A 17,318-nucleotide genomic window follows, 5' to 3' on the forward strand; every position below is an offset into this window, starting at 1 on the left:
GGGTTACCCCATTTCAACTGCTAGAGTTCTCTTTTTTGGGTTTTTCTGATATTCGTTATGCTGTAGCCGTCGCTTTTTCATGTTCTACAGTAACAGGTTCAACAGCCGGTTTCGTTTTACGAATAAAGAACGCCATAATTAAAGCAACCAAAGTCATTCCGGTAGCCACGATGAATGCATAGTTAACACCATAAATCGTTGCATCTGCTGTAGCAGCTATCATCGCTGTCTTATTATTAGGATCAACCTGACCCGCAGCCACTGCATCCGCCAGATGTGTTTTGAGCTTGCTGCTCATGATGGTAACGAGAATGGCTGTACCAATCGCTCCGGCAACAGTACGCAAAGTGTTGGACATCGCTGTACCATGTGCGTTCAGACGTTGAGGCAGTTGATTCAGACCTGCTGTCTGGATTGGCATCATCAGCATCGACATACCGAACATACGAGCCGTGTAGATAAACATCATGTAGCCGTAGGTAGTATCGATTGCCAGACGACTCAGTCCAAACGTTGTAATCGCCGTAATGGCAAGACCTGCAACCGAAAGCCAGCGTGCGCCCACTTTATCAAATATGCGACCTGTAATTGGAGACATAATCCCCATCAATATCGCACCGGGCATCATCAGAAGTCCTGATTCAATCGGTGAGAATCCACGAATGTTTTGCAGGAAAATAGGGAGCAGGATCATACCTGCAAACATCGCCATTGTCACGAGCATGTTGATAATCGTTGTTAAAGTATACATGTTGTATTTAAAAATACGGAACTCAAGGAGCGGATGATCTGTTGTCAGTTGACGAATAACGAACAGAATCAGGGATATCGCACCTACGACGAGACATCCAATGACAATTGCACTGCCCCATCCATCGGTACCCGCATCACTGAATCCGTAGAGCAAACTACCAAAACCTAGTGTAGATAAAATAACGCCTGGATAATCCAGTTTAGGTCTGGATTGACGTGTTACGTTTTTGACAAAAGCAATACCAATTGCTGTTGCAATAATAGAGAATGGCAAGATGATGTAGAACAACAATCTCCAGGAATAATGTTCAACCACATAACCTGAAAGTGTAGGCCCAATCGCAGGGGCCAGAATCATCGCGATCCCCATGGTTCCCATGGCCTGACCGCGTTTCTCAATCGGGAAGATGGTCAGGAATACAACGGTCATCAGAGGCATCAGGATACCTGCACCTGCCGCTTGAATGACACGACCTACCATCAGAATGGTGAAGGTTGGACTAAGACCACAGACTAATGTACCTATGGTAAATAGAGTCATGGCTGTAATGAAAATTTGACGTGTTGAAAACTTGGCAATCAGATATGCCGTAACCGGAATCAGAACACCGTTGACAAGCATATAACCCGTGGTTAACCATTGGGCTTTGTTTGCATTGATCGCGAGGTCTTCCATGATTTTAGGAAGAGCTACGTTCATCAGGGTTTGGTTCAGGAATGCCACAAAGGCACCAATTAACAATGCCGCTACAATCGGGCCTTTCTTGATGTTGTCCATCGCGGAGGATGGAGCTGCAGCAGTAGTCGTACTCATATGTTGTTCATCTCTCTTCCTTCTAACTTTTCAATCATTTGACTATGAATTCTAAGTAGGTGCTCTAGGTCTTCCTTCGATATGTCCAGAATGGGTGACACTCTTTCCATCCACAAATGGTGCGTTTCCTGTTGGGCCTGTTCCCCTTTATCCGTAATCTGAAGTTTAACGGATCGGCGGTCAGCATCCGAACGTGTCCGAACGATATACTCGCCTTTGACGAGCCGCTCCACAACAGCGCTCATGGAACTGCTGCCCATATGACATAGCTCAGCCACTTCGTTGATGCCAATGGAAGGACGCTCCCTCAGGATGGATAACACCATAAACTGAATCGAAGTTAGCTCGATCTCCTTGTTTTCATTCCAAAATGCTCGAAAGAGCATTTGATTCACCTGCCGGAACGAATTAATAATATAGAATACTTCATACGTATCAGTCATTGATTCACCCTTTTACTTTTGGAATATAATATTTCGTACACGAAATATCAGGGGAACAATTATTTATTATAACAAAAATATTTACATAGTCAACTCTTTACATATGAATTCACAAAAATAATATTAGGTCATACTAACTGTGTTACATCTCATGCTTTTACTCAACTAACCTGGACACAGTGTGTAGCATATGTAATTTGTAAATAAAATAACCATAGGGCTCCTGCATGAAACGAGCAGGCACTCCTATGGTTATTCAGAAGAATCAGCATGGTATTATACCGAAGTAGATAAGGCAGGCTCTTTGGCTTTGGGTGTTGTCATTTTGCCTAACAGATATACCAGCAATTGTTGATTGTGCATCGAAATGTTACTGAGAACAGAGTTCATGAATTCATTACGGATGGTGATTCCCCGCTCTGTCTCCATTCTTCCTTTCTCTGACAGAGATACCCACACAATGCGTCGATCCTGATTATCCCGATTCCTGCGAATCAGATCATTCTTCTCCATCCGATCGAGCAGCATGGTTACAGCAGCTGGTGTAGTCGACAGATAAGGAATCAGATCCGAAGGTTTCATCTTCTGATGATCTTCGAGTACCTCCAGAACAGCCAGCTGAGCCTCCGTTAATGAGGGTGCCAGCTCCTGATCCATATGCAATTTATAATCTTTGGTCAACCTGGACCAGCACTTGGCAAAATCGGAATTATACATCTTCCATCGCTCCTCTCTGCAACCGGTTATCACTTCACCTGCTTAAGTTTTCGCGCTCCAAAGCCGCATTCCTGCTGCCTTTTTTCAATTTCCTAGCGATCGACCGTAATCGACGAAGGTTGTTAAACTTCGCACGAATGCCCTCTTCTAATCCGCCTTTGAACAACAAAAAAAGACTCCTCGCATGACAGGATTAGCTGTTCTGCGAAAAGTCTCGTTTGTTTGTTTTTATGAAGATGATGCTGGTTGATTCTCATTGAAGTCCCTTAGAAGTTCAACGATCTCGTCCTGTTTGTCCACATGAACGATCAGCTTGCCAATATGTTTGCGCTCTGTAATCGGAACACCTTCCGAAGAGATCGGGAAGACTTGGCCTTCTTTGGTCATTACAGTGATCTTACGTTGCTCTTTGCAATAAAACGCTCCAGCAATACGGCTACCATTCGGTTTCACACGTTTGCCTTCTTTGAACTCAAATGTGGCAAGCCCTTTGCCTCCACGGCTCTGTATAGCGTAATCCAGAAGTAACGATCGTTTACCATATCCCAGATCGGACAACACGGCAACTTCACCTTCATCTCCTTCTACCCATAGAGCCGATACAACTTCATCTGTATCTCTTAACTGAATACCACGAACACCACCTGATACGCGTCCCATTGGATTGACTTCATCCTCTCGGAAACGAATTGCCATGGCTTCTTTTGTAATCAGCATAATATCTTGACCACCTGTACTTAGATGTACGGATAACACTTCATCGTCCTTGCCCACTTTACAAGCCGCAACTGCACCGGACCGTTTGGTAACGTAATCCTTCAGTTCCGTTCGTTTCACCTGTCCTCTTCGTGTGACAAAGACGAGACTCTGATTCGGTTCTTCGAAGGATTTCACAGCAAGCACACTTGCAATACGGTCATCTTTCGCAAGTGGAATCACGTTCACAATGGCTGTGCCCGGATCTTTCCACTTGAATTCAGGTACCTGGTGAACAGGTAACAGGAAGTACTGACCTTTCCTCGTAAAGACAAGCAAGTTCTCAAGCGTATTTACTTCCAGAACCTGAGCGATATAATCGCCATCTTTTACTCCACTTCCGCTCCGTTCACCACCAGAACGTGTAAAGGACTGCATGCCTGTACGTTTCACATATCCCTCTTTGGATAACGTAACAAATACATCTTCCGCATTCACAAGTACTTCGAGATTAACCTTAAGTTCTTCCACTTCACCCTGGATCGCAGAACGACGGTCTATGCCGTATTTCTCACGAATCTCCATCAATTCCTTGCGGATGACGCCGATTAGCTTGCGGTCACTATCCAGAATGGATTGTAATTGTGCAATCTTTTTCATCAGTTCACCGAGTTCCTTCTCCAGAGAATTGATCTCCAGATTCGTCAAACGGTACAATTGCAACGTAAGGATGGAATCTGCTTGGCGTTCCGTGAATCCAAACATCCACATCAGGTTGTTTTGGGCATCTTGACGGTTCTTCGACGCTTTGATGGCCGCAATGACCTCATCAAGGATGTTAAGTGCTTTTACCAAGCCCTCGAGCACATGCGCACGGTCCTGCGCCTTCTCCAGCTCAAACCGGGTACGGAAGGTTACAACCTCCCGCTGATGGGCAATGTAAGCCTCGAGGATCGATTTCAATCCTAATTGGTGAGGTGCTTTATTCACAATCGCCACCATATTGAAATTATAGGTGACCTGCAGGTCGGTTTTCTTCAGCAAATAAGCCAAAATACCTTGTGCGTCAGCTTCTTTTTTCAACTCAACCACGATTCGCAGACCTTCACGTCCGCTCTCATCACGCACTTCAGCAATACCTTCAACCTTCTTCTCAAGTCGGATGTTCTCCATCGCTGTAACCAGACGAGATTTCACGACCTGATAAGGAATTTCGGTAATGACGATCTGCTGTTTGCCACCGCGCATGTTTTCAATCTCGGTTTTGGACCGGATATAGATCCGTCCCTTACCTGTGCGATAGGCATCCAGAATGCCGTCACCGCCCATAATCAATCCGCCTGTTGGAAAGTCAGGACCCTTCATAAACATCATGATTTCGTCCAGCTCAATCGACGGTTTCTCCATCACAGCGATCGAGGCATCAATGACTTCACGCAAATTGTGTGTAGGAATCTCCGTTGCAAATCCGGAGGAAATACCGCTGACACCATTAACCAGCAAGTTCGGATAACGGGATGGCAATACAACCGGTTCTTTGGCCGTATTATCAAAATTATCCTTAAACAGAACCGTCCGTTTCTCGATATCGCGAAGCATCTCCATCGCGATGGGCGACAAACGGGCCTCCGTATACCGCATCGCCGCTGCCGGGTCATCATCCTGTGATCCCCAGTTACCATGACCGTCCACGAGCACATGGCCCATTTTCCATGGCTGAGCCATCCGCACCATGCCCTCATAGATGGATGAGTCACCATGTGGATGATAATTACCCATTACGTCCCCAACGGTTTTGGCAGACTTGCGGTAAGTCTTGTCAGGCGTATTACCTGAATCGTACATGGCGTATAGAATACGCCGTTGTACTGGCTTCAACCCATCCCGGACATCCGGAATGGCTCGATCCTGAATAATATATTTGGAGTAGCGACCGAAACGGTCCCCAACGACCTCTTCGAGAAAGGCCGGCATAAATTGTTCTGATGGACTCATTCCAAGCACCTTCTATTCTTCGTACTCTGTAAAGTCGACGTTCTCTACAATCCAGCGTTTCCGCGGATCAACCTTATCACCCATGAGCGTAGATACACGACGTTCTGCTTTTGCTGCATCAACAATCTGTACCTTCAGCATCGCACGAGTTTCCGGATTCATTGTTGTCTCCCACAGTTGATCCGGATTCATCTCACCAAGACCTTTATAACGTTGAAGCTCAACATTATTACCGAATTCCTTCATATAATTCGCCAGTTCTTCATCCGTCCATGCATATCGAACACTCGCAAGCTTACCAGACTTACGAGTAAGTTTGTACAATGGCGGCTGAGCAATATATATTTTGCCTGCATCAATTAAAGGCTTCATATAACGATAAAAGAAGGTCAACAGCAGCACCTGAATATGTGCGCCGTCCGTATCCGCATCGGTCATAATGATAATTTTGGAATAATTGCTGTCTTCAACTGCAAATTCGGTTCCTATGCCCGCCCCGATCGCCGCTGTAATGGCACGGTATTCTTCATTTTTTAGAATGTCGGCCAGCTTTGATTTTTCCGGATTGAGCGGTTTTCCCTTGAGCGGCAGAATAGCCTGAATCTTCGAGTCACGTCCCTGTTTGGCAGAACCACCTGCGGAATCACCTTCAACAATAAACAACTCATTTCGGGTAAAATCCTTTGATTGCGCCGGCGTTAGTTTGCCGTTCAGGTTGGAACTCTCACTGCGTTTCTTGCCTGTACGCATATCATCACGTGCTTTGCGTGCTGCTTCTCTGGCTCTGGAGGCTTGAACCGCTTTGCGAATTAACGTTTGAGCTACCTGCGGGTTTTCTTCCAGAAACCTTTGAATATTTTCGGAAACGACCGAATCCACAGCACTTCGAGCGGAAGCGCTGCCGAGCTGATCCTTCGTCTGACCTACGAACTCAACATCTGACATTTTGACACTGATGACGGCCATCATACCTTCACGCAGGTCATTACCTTCGAGGTTTTTGTCTTTTTCCTTAATCATGCTGGTACGCCGTGCGTAATCATTCATTACACGGGTATATGCAGCCCTGAATCCGGTCTCATGAGTACCGCCGCCCCGAGTAGGGATCGAGTTCACGAATGAAGCCAGTGTTTCCGTATAACCCGCGTTATACTGGATTGCCACTTCGACTTCAATGTCATCCTTCTCCGCATAGAAGTGAATAACATCATGCAGCACATCTTTATTTTCGTTAAGAAAAGCAACAAACTGGCTTGCTCCGCCTTCATACATGTATTCATCCTGATTGCCCGAACGTTCGTCCTTGAGCACAATTCTCAGACCCGAATTCAGAAAAGCAATCTCCTGAAGACGTTCTGCCAATGTATCATAATTAAATTGAATACCGCTCTGGAACACCCGAATATCCGGTTTAAATGTAACTTTTGTACCTGTCCGATTGGTATTGCCCAACACTTCGAGACCGGAGACCGGTTCACCGACATGTTCAATCCCTTTTTTGTCCTTCCAATACTCGAATCGCTGACGATGAATCTTGCCATCACGGAAAATCTCGACTTCAAGCCACTCGGACAATGCGTTTGTAACTGACGCACCTACACCGTGCAAACCGCCTGATTTTTTGTATCCTGATCCACCGAACTTTCCGCCTGCGTGCAAAATCGTAAACACGACCTGGGGAGTAGGAATCCCTGTTTTATGTATACCTGTCGGAATTCCCCTTCCGTTATCCTGAACCGTAATAGAACCGTCCTTATGCAGCGTGATATCGATTTTGGAGCAGAATTTGGCGAGATGTTCGTCGACAGCGTTGTCGACAATTTCCCATACCAAATGATGTAAACCTGAAGTGCTGGTGCTGCCGATGTACATCCCCGGCCGTTTCCGTACCGCCACCAACCCTTCAAGTACTTGAATGTCGTCCGCGTCGTAGCCTGAAGACCCCTGTCCTCCGCCTGTCGAACCTGCCGACATATCGATTTGCTCGACCATTCATGCTCCCCCTTCTTAACTTGCAACTAAAAAAATGCCTAAAATGCAAACAGATGTTTTCTTATCCTTGTCCATTTTAATTCAAGATATCCCGTTTCGTAAAGACAAGGAATGACACAATGAGTGAAGCAATGCCCCAAACACTAAGCACAATAAGGGAAAAACCTAAATTCATACCCTCGATTGGAGGTAACCCGCCAGACAAATAATTCGGAAGTTCGAGGTTAACCATGAACAGATACTTCGCTGTCTGCCAAGATGCTGCCATACTGGTCAAGATTGTTCCTGCAATCAGCGCGGCCATCATGATAACGATACTTGCAGCAGTACTGCGCACAAGCACGGATACCATAAATGCAAGCATAGCCACAATTACACTCACAAACCAGATCAGTCCTGCCTGCATAAGCATATACAACCACTGGTCTACAGCATGCACTGCCGACATATCGACATCTGTTCCCACAACTTTGAATCCTGTGAAGATTGGCATGTTAAAGCCTTTATAACCAAAAACCGCACCCGATATGACATAACATATAATGTAGGCGGATACCACGATGATCGAAACAAACATAATCAGCGTAATTAATTTACTCAAAAGCACTTTCCAGCGTCTAACCGGACGCGTTAAAAGCATTTTAATCGTCCCTGTCGTACGTTCACCAGAAACAAGATCTGAAGCAATAGCCATGATTAACAGTGGAATAAACAATCCAACCGCGTTGTTCATGAACTCCCGCGTAAAGGTAACACCACCCGGTTCTTTGGGATTGATGTCATTCTCAAGATAATACTGCATCTGCTGGATATATACTGTTCTATATTTTTTGTACTCTTCAGGTACCCGATCGCTACCGAGCGAATTTTGGTTGTCTGTGATGGCCTGTTGCAGTTCAAGACGCCAATCGCCGCCAAACTTGTCGCGATTATTCTCCGCAGATTTCATCTGGGCATACGTAAACATCGGTACGAGGACCGCAAGTACAATAAATATAATATAAAGCCGTTTTTTCTTCACCATCTTAATCGTTTCATTGCGGATCAGCGGCATGATATTACTCAATGGATTCACCTTCTGTCATTTTTAAGAATAGTTGTTCAAGCGTAGGCTGGATCCGCTGTACCCCTTCAACCTGAATACCTGCTTGAACCATCTGCTGCACCAGATCAGGAATTCGATCTTCATGCATCTCGGCAACCACAGCGTTCGGACCAAGGCCCGCAACAATGGTATCATCCATCACATCCGCAGGTCGACCTACCAAAGCAATTCCTGCATCCTGTAACATCTTTTTGCCTTGCTCCAGTGGTGAAACATGCCATATGGCCAACTTGGAATGATCTTCAATCAGTTCGCTTACACCTCCAACGGCAAGCACACGCCCAGCACTGATAATGGCTACTCTGTCACAGAGAAGCTGAATCTCACTTAACAAGTGACTGCTGACAAATACAGCCATACCTTCGCTGGCAAGTTGCTTAATAAAGACACGAAGTTCCTTAATGCCTTTTGGATCAAGACCATTTGTCGGTTCATCCAGAATGAGCAGACGCGGTCGCCCAAGCAGTGCTTGTGCAATACCAAGCCGTTGACGCATACCCAATGAGTAAGTTCTGACTTTATCGTGAATCCGCTGATCCAGACGCACAATATCCACAACTTCCTGAATTCGTTCATTGTCCACACCTGGTTGCATGCGGGCAAAATGCTCCAGGTTCTCCCACCCTGTCAGATATGTATATACCTCCGGATTTTCAACAATGGAGCCTACATACTTCAAAGCACGCTCAGGGTCTCGATTCACATCATAACCACAGACTTTAATTTTTCCTTCTGTCGGTTTGATCAGATCGACCAGCATCCGTATCGTAGTTGTTTTTCCGGCACCGTTGGGACCGAGAAATCCGAAGATTTCACCAGGTTTTACGTCAAATGTAACGTCTTTAATAATCCACTTGCGTCCGATCCGCTTTTTCAGATTCTGTACCGATAGGACGGAATCATACTGCTGCTCTGCCATTTAATTTCCGCTCCCTTCTGCCGGTGTATCTGTCTGGAATTCCTGTGCAATCCGAACTGCAATTTGCTCATAACCTTGTCCGTTGGGATGGAAATGATCTGACGAGAGATACTCCCCCAGATGATTTTCAAACAAATCAAATGTAGGGACCAGTGTCATCTTGTCCTCGTTGTTCAAAATAGCCAGTGCAGCGTCGTTCCATGCAGCAACCACTGCATTACCCGGCTTCTCCAGTTCCTTCACATCGCCAAATGGATTGTACAACCCTATGTACGCAATCTGTGCATCGGGATTGATTTCTTTTACTTTCTTCAATATCTCTTGAAGGCGTTTGGACGTTTCCGGTAAAGCCGCTGCCAGCTGCTCTGCTGTTGGCGGATCTTCCCCCTGTAGAACTTGCCCTCCCTGGAACAGATCATTCGCGCCAATCGAGAGCAAAATAAAATTGGACTGCTGTAGGACATAACGTACGCCTTGCTCATCGAGTTTTTCCAATAAAGCATCCGTTCTCAAACCGTTCACACCCAGATTGTTAAGAACCTGAACGTCATATCCTTTATCTTTAAGCAGGTTCCCTGCACGTCTCACAAAACCGAGTCCCTCATCATCCCCCGTACCTCTTGCCAGGGAATCGCCAATGACGGCCATCCGAATCTTGCCATTTTCCACTACAGCGGGTTCTCCTTCCTTATCCTTGGATGGAGCAGTTGCCTCCTGGCCTGTAGTTAACGCTGAATCTCCCTCAGGGAAAATCACGTCTTTTATAGCGTATCCAAATCCAAATAACAACAACAAGGTTGCCAAGATGGATACTGTACTGACGGTTCTCCAGATCCATGGTGCTGAATCAAGGCTTTTTTTCTTTTTCATCATCACATCTCCGCTCATGTACACCAATCCGGGTGCTTAATAATTTATAATGACTTTACATTAAGGCGTGTCTAAAAATCCGCTTCCTTCGGAGTTTTCAGACACGCCCTGATGATGCTATTCCTAAATAACATAAATGTTCTGTCGTTAATTTGCAAATTTTGCCGTACATTCGCAGAATTCATTTTCTATATGTCATTTAACGGAAAAAAGGTTATGCCATACACAGATTTCAACTGTGCTGGCATAACCTTGTGGAAAAGAAAGTTCATACTTTCTTCATTATAATTGCTTATTTACCGATAAACTCTTGAGCCCAGTATCCGTTGTAGAACCCTACACCGATATGCGTAAAGTTTTTGCTCAGGATATTGGCACGGTGTCCTGCACTATTCATCCAGGCTGTTACAACTTCCTGAGGTGTTTTTTGTCCTTTGGCAATGTTCTCACCTGCATAGCTGTAAGTTACTCCGAACTGTTTCATCATATCAAACGGAGAACCATACGTAGGTGACTGGTGATCAAAATAGTTATTGTTGCTCATATCTTTTACTTTGGCTACAGCTACTTTGTCCAGAAGAGCATCTGAAGTCAGAGCGTTCAGACCTGCTTTGGCACGCTCAGCGTTCACAAGTTTTACAACTTGCGTAGCAAAGTCGGATTGTGTGCTTTCGCTACCATTATTACTTGTATTGTTACCTGTATTACCTGTGTTTCCCGTATTTGAAGGATCTTTAGCCGGTGTAGTTTCCGGTTTTTCTTGAACTGGTTGTGTTGGTTTAGTCGGTTGCTCAGGCTTAGTTGTAGGCTCAGCAGGTTTTGTTGTTGGTTGAGTTGGTTTTGTTGTCGGCTCAGCAGGTTTCGTCGTTTGATCAGGCTGCGTAGCAGGCTTATCTACAATTTGCCCCTCGGATACGTTATATCCATTTTCTTTGAGCCATTTCTCAATATAAGCTTTCAAGCTGTCTGTACTTGTAATTTTGTACGTTGTGATAGTCTTATATGTTGAATCTGCAGCAGACGCGGAAGCAGGAAGCATTACCCCTACGGCCAGTACGGCTGTCAGACTACTCGTTACGACAGTTTTCATCCATTTCTTTTTCAAATTCATTCATCTCCTTAAAAATAGTTATTACAACTTTGTAATTAATACTCTAGCAGTATATCAATTCGACAGGAGATTGTGAACCTATAAAATATGGAAAAGTAACTTTTTTGTCATTTTTTAGCCATAAAAAAAGACATTCAGACTAACAAAGTTAGTCGAATGTCGCTTCACCATCTATTTATCATTCACCACACCAGAATGTGCAGATCAGGATATCATGAGAATTTCCATGCAATAGAAGAAACTTTATTTATACTATAGAAGAACTTTACTGAACCGATAGCCTCTCTTCTGAAAACCAATGTGCTCATAAAAAGAGTACGTTGTCGAAGTCACTTCACGGTTTGCACCCGTGACAAACAGTTGTTTACCACCTTGCTGTCTGCCCCAATCTTCGGCACGAGCCATCAGACGACGGCCAATCCCACCACCACGATGTTCTTGACCTACAATCAGGGAAGTAATTTGTGCGGCAGGTTCTGGATAGGCATGACTTTGCACACATTGCAAGCCAATCACACCAATAATTTGTTCATCCACTTCGGCAACAAGCATGCATGCGTTTGGATTGGTTTCCAAACATTCAATACGTTCTTTCATGACATTGGTTGTTGTCGGATAGCTGACCTCTCGCATCAGTCCCGTTACCGCTTCAGCATCTCGTAGTTCACACTCTCGGATCATCAGTACAGGGGCCTCAACATTATTGGACATGATTTACCTCCACTTTCAGCATATTAGCGGCTTGCACCGCTGTTTTACGAGCTTCTTCCACATCTTGACCAGCACTTAAGGCTACAGCCATTCGGCGTCCTACTTTGGTCTCAGGTTTGCCAAACACACGAATCTGAGTACGAGGAAGAGCCAGTGCTTCTTCAATCCCGCCTACAGTAAAGTCAGATGTTTCATCATTAGCCTTCAGCGTTGCTGAAGCTCCCGGTGTCAACAGATGTACACCTGTGACCGGAAAACCAAGAATTGCACGTACATGCAGCGCAAACTCGGAACTGTCTTGCGTCACCATTGTAACCATACCTGTGTCATGTGGACGAGGAGATACCTCGCTGAACACAACACCATCCGAGGTCAGGAACAACTCCACTCCGAACAGTCCATAACCGCCAAGTTCATCTGTGACGGATTTGGCGATATGACAGGCCTGCTCCCATTGCTCAGGAGTCATTGCATGAGGCTGCCAGGATTCGACATAATCCCCATCCTTCTGAATATGGCCAATCGGAGGACAAAATACGGTGCCTGATACAGACCTGACGGTGAGTAGTGTAATCTCACTGTCAAATTGCACAAAGCTCTCCACAATGACACGAACGGATTTGCCGCGAGCCCCCGAAAGAGCAATGTTCCAGCAATCCTCCACGTCGCCCGGTGTTCGGCATACACTCTGCCCTTTGCCGGAAGAACTCATTAATGGTTTAATGACACAAGGTGTGCCAAGCTCACGTACGGCTTCCTGAAGTTGTTCCAGGTTGTCCGCAAAAAGGTAATCAGCTGTCGGAAGTTTCAATTGTTCGGCTGCAAGCCGACGGATGCCTTCGCGATCCATCGTTAGACGTGCAGCTCGGGCAGTAGGTACTACACAAAATCCCTCTTCCTCAAGCTCCAGTAAAGCTTCTGTTGCAATAGCTTCAATCTCAGGTACGATGTAATGAGGTTTTTCTTTACGGATCAATTGTTTCAAAGCTTCGGCATCCAGCATGTCGATGCAGTAAGACCGGTGCGCGACCTGCATTGCAGGTGCGTTCTCATAACGATCAACAGCGATCGTCTCTACTCCCAGTCGTTGGGCCTCAATAACGACCTCTTTTCCCAATTCTCCACTGCCTAGTAGCAGCATTTTTTTGGCTTGAGCCGTAAAAGGAGCACCCCACATGTTCTTTCCAATCCTCCCAAAGAGAAATCTTCTATATCTGTCTCTCTATTTTCGGGGTTTTGGTTAAAGATTGCAAGAGTGCTCCCTATTTTTCTTGTGAATTTTACAAGATTTTTTGTGTTTTTTCGATCAAATTTTACAATTATCGCTTACAGATTCGTCAACCTTTCCATTCCTCCCAGAAATAAGGATATGTTGAAACAGCAGATTATAATATTCCAGTGAACATGAATAAGCAAACAAACCCAAGTTTAGAACCTTGGGATTTGCTTGTTTTTTTCTCTGAAAATTTCATTATGGGAGGAGACGTACGCCATCATGGGAGCATCTGGAATCAAGTATTTTTTCGCACTATTTACAGCTAAAATCGCATCGTTGAAGGCTCCGGCAATAAGTCTGACTTTGCTATCGTGAGTTGCACAATCCCCTGCAGCAAAAATACCCGGGAGGTTCGTCTGTGCATGGTGACTCATTAGAACCATTCCATCATCCATTTTTAAGCCACAACTGGCAAGATCACTTAAATTGCTTTTATATCCATGACTAACTACGACTTCATCCACATCTAACAATACATTTTCCTGACTCTCCATATGCGTAATTACAACCTGATGGATACGTTCACCATGATTATGAAGCCGTGTGATGCTATATGGTGTTCTGACATCCGTTACATTGTTCATCTCGCTAACATTGCGTTCCATTGCACGAAACTCATTTTTTCGGTGGACGACCACTACGCTCCGTGCAAGTTGAGCAAGTTCAATTGCCCAATCTACTGCACTATTGCCTCCTCCTGAAATGAGCACACGCTTCCCGGAAAAATGTTCTGGATTTTGCACGGTGTAATGAAGATTCTCATGCTCATATTGAATCGGCTCCTGAAGCTCCAATTTCTGAATTTCTGCGATACCTCGGCCTACTGCGACAATGATTGTACGCGTATAGTGTATGTCGCCTTCAGCAGTATACAGAGCCAAAATCTCGTTGTCCAGCCTGGCGAACCGATCTACTTTGCAATTCAATTCAACCGTTGGATTAAAGGTATTCGCCTGCTGAACCAGATACTCAATCAACTTTGAACACTTCATTGGTGGCAGGCCACCCACATCCCAAATAGTTTTTTCGGAATAGGTATGCAGAAAACCACCAAGTTGGTCTTTGCCGTCAATGATCTTAACTCTCATATCACGCATCCCGGCATAAAAGGCCGCATATAATCCTGCCGGTCCGCCTCCGACGATGGTCAAGTCATAGATATCTTCCTTATTCATTTTGGACACATCCTGTTATTTAGTAGTGAATTTAGAGATATGTGTAACATGAACCGTTTGCCTTATTTATTTTTCTCTTCAAAAACAGCTACAATGTCATCAATAACATACTCGTCAGCCAGTGGAGACATCCCCAGATTGAGCCATTCTTTACCACCAACCATGTACACATGATCATTTTTGACTGCTTTCAGATTTTTCCATAGTGAAGTTGCCAACATCTCTTCAAATTTCTTCTTAATTTCAGGATTCTTATCGTCATCCAGTTGAACGATCAAGTGATCTGCATCGTATTCAGGCAACACTTCCATGGATACGGACATGGCAACTTGATCTTTCGGGAAATTCGGGAGCGGATTCATACCCAGACGCTTGTGCACGAAGTTTCCACGGTCAAGGTTCTCCCCGTGAAGGACGATTTCTTTTTCCATGACTCTAATATAGAGAACTGTTTCTTCTCCGATCATCTCGTTTAATTTGTCGGCTGCAACTTTTTCCTTCGCTACCAAATCTTCAATAACCTTTTCTGCCTGTTCTTCTTTGTCCAGAATTTTGGCAATATCACGCAATTCGTCCCGCCAATCATCACGTTGTGGAAGAAGTACAGTCGGTGCAATCAGAGAAAGCTGATCATAATCCTTTTCGGACCACCAGTCAGGAGCTATAATCAAATCAGGCATTGTCTCCATAACCGCTTCAAAATTCGGCGTTCGTGCGATGCCCATTTTCATGGTATTCGCGAATGGCTCTTCCAAATAAGAAGGATGATCCTCGTGATAGTTCTGCACAGCAACAGGTACGATGCCAAGTGCATACAAAAACTCAGGATATACAAGGGACAGACCCACTACTCTTTGTGGTTGAACCGGGATTTCAATTTCTCCCATCTTTGTAGTCACTTTTTTTACCTGACTTGTTTCTGTTGGGGATGTATTGGCAGAACCAGTCTTCTGGCCTTCGCTCGTAGCCTCATCTTGCCCCGTTGCACCGCAAGCCGAAATAATGAGCACCAACATCATGGTGCATAGGACCGTTAACCATCTGAATCTCATTCTTTATGTACCCCCTATATGGCATTTAGTTATGACAACGTCTAATTAATAATAATTATCATTATCATTTGATATAGGAGTAAGTATATTAAAATATGTTCAGGTATGATATTGACTATTCAGACTTTTTGCTATGGACGATCTTGCCATAACTTTAATATTTCATCCAACATAAGCTCATGAGTAAACGCAGTGTAGTCCAGCAGGACGCTCGACAAAAGGATATCCATTCTGCCATTCTGTACCGCTAACAACGCAAGCCATTCTTCAGACTTACGCACAGCAGACCATGTCTGCCTGGATGTCTCATCATCACCCACAATCAGTAATATTCTTTCCACGTTGAGAACAGATAGCTCCTTAATGGTCACTGTGCCCCGTTCCCAATAAGTCTCAACTCCTTCGGGACCCTCCATTTGCATATCAACGTAAAAAACGGAAGCAATGCTCCTTGGGCCTAACATCTGCAACGCTTCACCATGAACTTTGAGTACAACCAGCCTGTCTTTTCGTATGAAATCTGTAAGTTGATTCTTAATGATCTTTGCCTTCTCTTCATATCTTTGAAGCCACACCTCTGCAATATCCGACCTGTCCAAAAAGCTTGCAACATATCTCAAATGTTCTCTCCAATCGCTTTTTCCCCAAGGGAGGTCACACACAGGAGCAATGGATTGAATCTGACTTTGCGGAGTCTCTGACTCTGTCCCAATCGTAATAATATAATCAGGTTTAACTAATCGAAGCTGTTCCAGCCAGGTGGTCTCACTCTCTGCGAGTGGCATAACTTTGTCCGTTTCATATTTACGTCTATAATAGTATGTCCACGGATGACTTGCTGGCGCGGCACAGGGAATGATCTGCAATGCAAGCAGTATACCAATGCTCACAGAATGAACTGCAGCAATTTTTTGTTTGCTATTACGTATAAACGCTGCTGGTGGAATGCCAGAGATTTGCTTGAATTTACGCCGGAAATACGTCTCATCCTGATAGCCCACGTACGATGCCACATCCTTGAGTCGATAACTGTGATCATTTCTCATTAAGATCTGGGCTTGTTTAATTCGATATAGCGTTAAATAGTCCACTGGACTGTAACCATACCTTTTCTTGAATAAACGCATGAAATGTCGAGGGCTCATTCGTGCCACATTTGCTAATTCCTCAATGGTTAATCTCTTTGAATAATTCTGCTCCATGTAGCCTTTAACATGTTCAATTGGTGAAGCCAGATCCGTCTTTTCGGCACAGGCCACGTCGTAAAACATTGTATACAATAGTTCTTGAAAACGAATCTGACCATAGTACCTTTGCAAACCATCCTTCTTCAATGTGTGATGGTAAATCATCTGACAAATCACGCCAACAGCAACGGGTGAAGATGAGCTGACCTCGCCATTCACTTCATTACGTAAAAGTTGCTTCATCATCTCAAGGGCTGTTCCACTCTCCTGCTCCAGTGCGTACATGACATCAAAACTCATGTGATACACACCTCGTTCGTCCAACGAATGCACATTTGCCTCAACCAGTTGCCCCGGGAAGCCTACATACAGTCCGCCCGCCTTCAATTCAATGAAACTGCCATCTATCTTTAACCACCCTTGTCCACTGGCTACAAATAATAACATGTATGTTTCAATGAAGTGTTTCCTCAGAAGCCACTCCGTCGCAGGATCACTCGTA

The 17,318-nt window shown here is 44.8% G+C and carries 14 protein-coding genes; all 14 read right to left on the reverse strand.

Annotated features, from left to right (window positions below; translation table 11 throughout):
• Positions 1-55 precede the first annotated feature (55 nt).
• The 14 genes from F0220_RS18675 to F0220_RS18740 all read right to left on the reverse strand — a co-directional run bounded on the left by F0220_RS18675 (position 56) and on the right by F0220_RS18740 (position 17,263).
• A complete protein-coding gene (locus tag F0220_RS18675) occupies positions 56-1,567 on the reverse strand; it encodes a DHA2 family efflux MFS transporter permease subunit (RefSeq protein WP_091017924.1) in 1,512 nt (503 codons plus the stop codon).
• Positions 1,564-2,010, reverse strand: coding sequence for a MarR family winged helix-turn-helix transcriptional regulator (locus F0220_RS18680; RefSeq protein WP_036613308.1), 447 nt, complete (start codon positions 2,008-2,010; stop codon positions 1,564-1,566). The genes F0220_RS18675 and F0220_RS18680 overlap by 4 nt, the downstream gene beginning before the upstream one ends.
• Before the next feature lie 276 nt (positions 2,011-2,286).
• Positions 2,287-2,727: a MarR family winged helix-turn-helix transcriptional regulator gene (locus F0220_RS18685; protein ID WP_105599342.1), complete on the reverse strand. Its 441-nt coding sequence runs from the start codon at positions 2,725-2,727 to the stop codon at positions 2,287-2,289.
• A gap of 228 nt (positions 2,728-2,955) precedes the next feature.
• Positions 2,956-5,418 (reverse strand): DNA gyrase subunit A, encoded by a 2,463-nt coding sequence (gene gyrA / locus F0220_RS18690; protein WP_149846718.1) that lies wholly within the window; start codon positions 5,416-5,418, stop codon positions 2,956-2,958.
• A 12-nt stretch (positions 5,419-5,430) separates the two neighbouring features.
• On the reverse strand, positions 5,431-7,410 hold the full coding sequence (gene parE / locus F0220_RS18695; RefSeq protein ID WP_091017927.1) for a DNA topoisomerase IV subunit B: 1,980 nt from the start codon (positions 7,408-7,410) through the stop codon (positions 5,431-5,433).
• A gap of 76 nt (positions 7,411-7,486) precedes the next feature.
• On the reverse strand, positions 7,487-8,476 hold the full coding sequence (locus F0220_RS18700; RefSeq protein WP_036613298.1) for an ABC transporter permease: 990 nt from the start codon (positions 8,474-8,476) through the stop codon (positions 7,487-7,489).
• A complete protein-coding gene (locus F0220_RS18705; protein WP_105599344.1) occupies positions 8,469-9,434 on the reverse strand; it encodes an ABC transporter ATP-binding protein in 966 nt (321 codons plus the stop codon). Before F0220_RS18705 ends, F0220_RS18700 begins: the two co-directional genes overlap by 8 nt.
• Positions 9,435-10,304 carry a GDSL-type esterase/lipase family protein gene (locus F0220_RS18710; protein ID WP_105599345.1) on the reverse strand — a complete coding sequence of 290 codons (870 nt, stop codon included), beginning with the start codon at positions 10,302-10,304 and terminating at the stop codon, positions 9,435-9,437.
• 292 nt (positions 10,305-10,596) lie between these two features.
• Positions 10,597-11,409 carry a CAP domain-containing protein gene (locus F0220_RS18715; protein WP_105599346.1) on the reverse strand — a complete coding sequence of 271 codons (813 nt, stop codon included), beginning with the start codon at positions 11,407-11,409 and terminating at the stop codon, positions 10,597-10,599.
• A gap of 258 nt (positions 11,410-11,667) precedes the next feature.
• Entirely contained in the window at positions 11,668-12,126 is a 459-nt protein-coding gene (locus F0220_RS18720) for a GNAT family N-acetyltransferase (protein ID WP_017687788.1), read from the reverse strand.
• Positions 12,116-13,303: a formate-dependent phosphoribosylglycinamide formyltransferase gene (purT, locus tag F0220_RS18725; protein ID WP_091017934.1), complete on the reverse strand. Its 1,188-nt coding sequence runs from the start codon at positions 13,301-13,303 to the stop codon at positions 12,116-12,118. Before purT ends, F0220_RS18720 begins: the two co-directional genes overlap by 11 nt.
• A gap of 251 nt (positions 13,304-13,554) precedes the next feature.
• Positions 13,555-14,577, reverse strand: a complete 1,023-nt coding sequence (locus tag F0220_RS18730; RefSeq protein ID WP_149846719.1) for an NAD(P)/FAD-dependent oxidoreductase — start codon at positions 14,575-14,577, stop codon at positions 13,555-13,557.
• A gap of 62 nt (positions 14,578-14,639) precedes the next feature.
• A complete protein-coding gene (locus F0220_RS18735) occupies positions 14,640-15,629 on the reverse strand; it encodes an ABC transporter substrate-binding protein (RefSeq protein ID WP_105599348.1) in 990 nt (329 codons plus the stop codon).
• A gap of 131 nt (positions 15,630-15,760) precedes the next feature.
• Positions 15,761-17,263 (reverse strand): AraC family transcriptional regulator, encoded by a 1,503-nt coding sequence (locus F0220_RS18740; RefSeq protein WP_181155471.1) that lies wholly within the window; start codon positions 17,261-17,263, stop codon positions 15,761-15,763.
• Positions 17,264-17,318: the final 55 nt, after the last annotated feature.

The sequence above is a fragment of the Paenibacillus sp. 37 genome (assembly GCF_008386395.1).
GTDB lineage: Bacteria > Bacillota > Bacilli > Paenibacillales > Paenibacillaceae > Paenibacillus > Paenibacillus amylolyticus_B.

Bases quoted from the DNA above. Each gene is read 5' to 3' on its own strand.
- purT (WP_091017934.1), bottom strand. From the start codon at position 13,303: ATGTGGGGTGCTCCTTTTACGGCTCAAGCCAAAAAAATGCTGCTACTA.
- F0220_RS18675 (WP_091017924.1), bottom strand. From the start codon at position 1,567: ATGAGTACGACTACTGCTGCAGCTCCATCCTCCGCGATGGACAACATC.
- gyrA (WP_149846718.1), bottom strand. From the start codon at position 5,418: ATGAGTCCATCAGAACAATTTATGCCGGCCTTTCTCGAAGAGGTCGTT.
- F0220_RS18730 (WP_149846719.1), bottom strand. From the start codon at position 14,577: ATGAATAAGGAAGATATCTATGACTTGACCATCGTCGGAGGCGGACCG.
- F0220_RS18710 (WP_105599345.1), bottom strand. From the start codon at position 10,304: ATGAAAAAGAAAAAAAGCCTTGATTCAGCACCATGGATCTGGAGAACC.
- F0220_RS18685 (WP_105599342.1), bottom strand. From the start codon at position 2,727: ATGTATAATTCCGATTTTGCCAAGTGCTGGTCCAGGTTGACCAAAGAT.
- F0220_RS18705 (WP_105599344.1), bottom strand. From the start codon at position 9,434: ATGGCAGAGCAGCAGTATGATTCCGTCCTATCGGTACAGAATCTGAAA.
- F0220_RS18720 (WP_017687788.1), bottom strand. From the start codon at position 12,126: ATGTCCAATAATGTTGAGGCCCCTGTACTGATGATCCGAGAGTGTGAA.
- F0220_RS18740 (WP_181155471.1), bottom strand. From the start codon at position 17,263: ATGTTATTATTTGTAGCCAGTGGACAAGGGTGGTTAAAGATAGATGGC.
- F0220_RS18735 (WP_105599348.1), bottom strand. From the start codon at position 15,629: ATGAGATTCAGATGGTTAACGGTCCTATGCACCATGATGTTGGTGCTC.
- parE (WP_091017927.1), bottom strand. From the start codon at position 7,410: ATGGTCGAGCAAATCGATATGTCGGCAGGTTCGACAGGCGGAGGACAG.
- F0220_RS18680 (WP_036613308.1), bottom strand. From the start codon at position 2,010: ATGACTGATACGTATGAAGTATTCTATATTATTAATTCGTTCCGGCAG.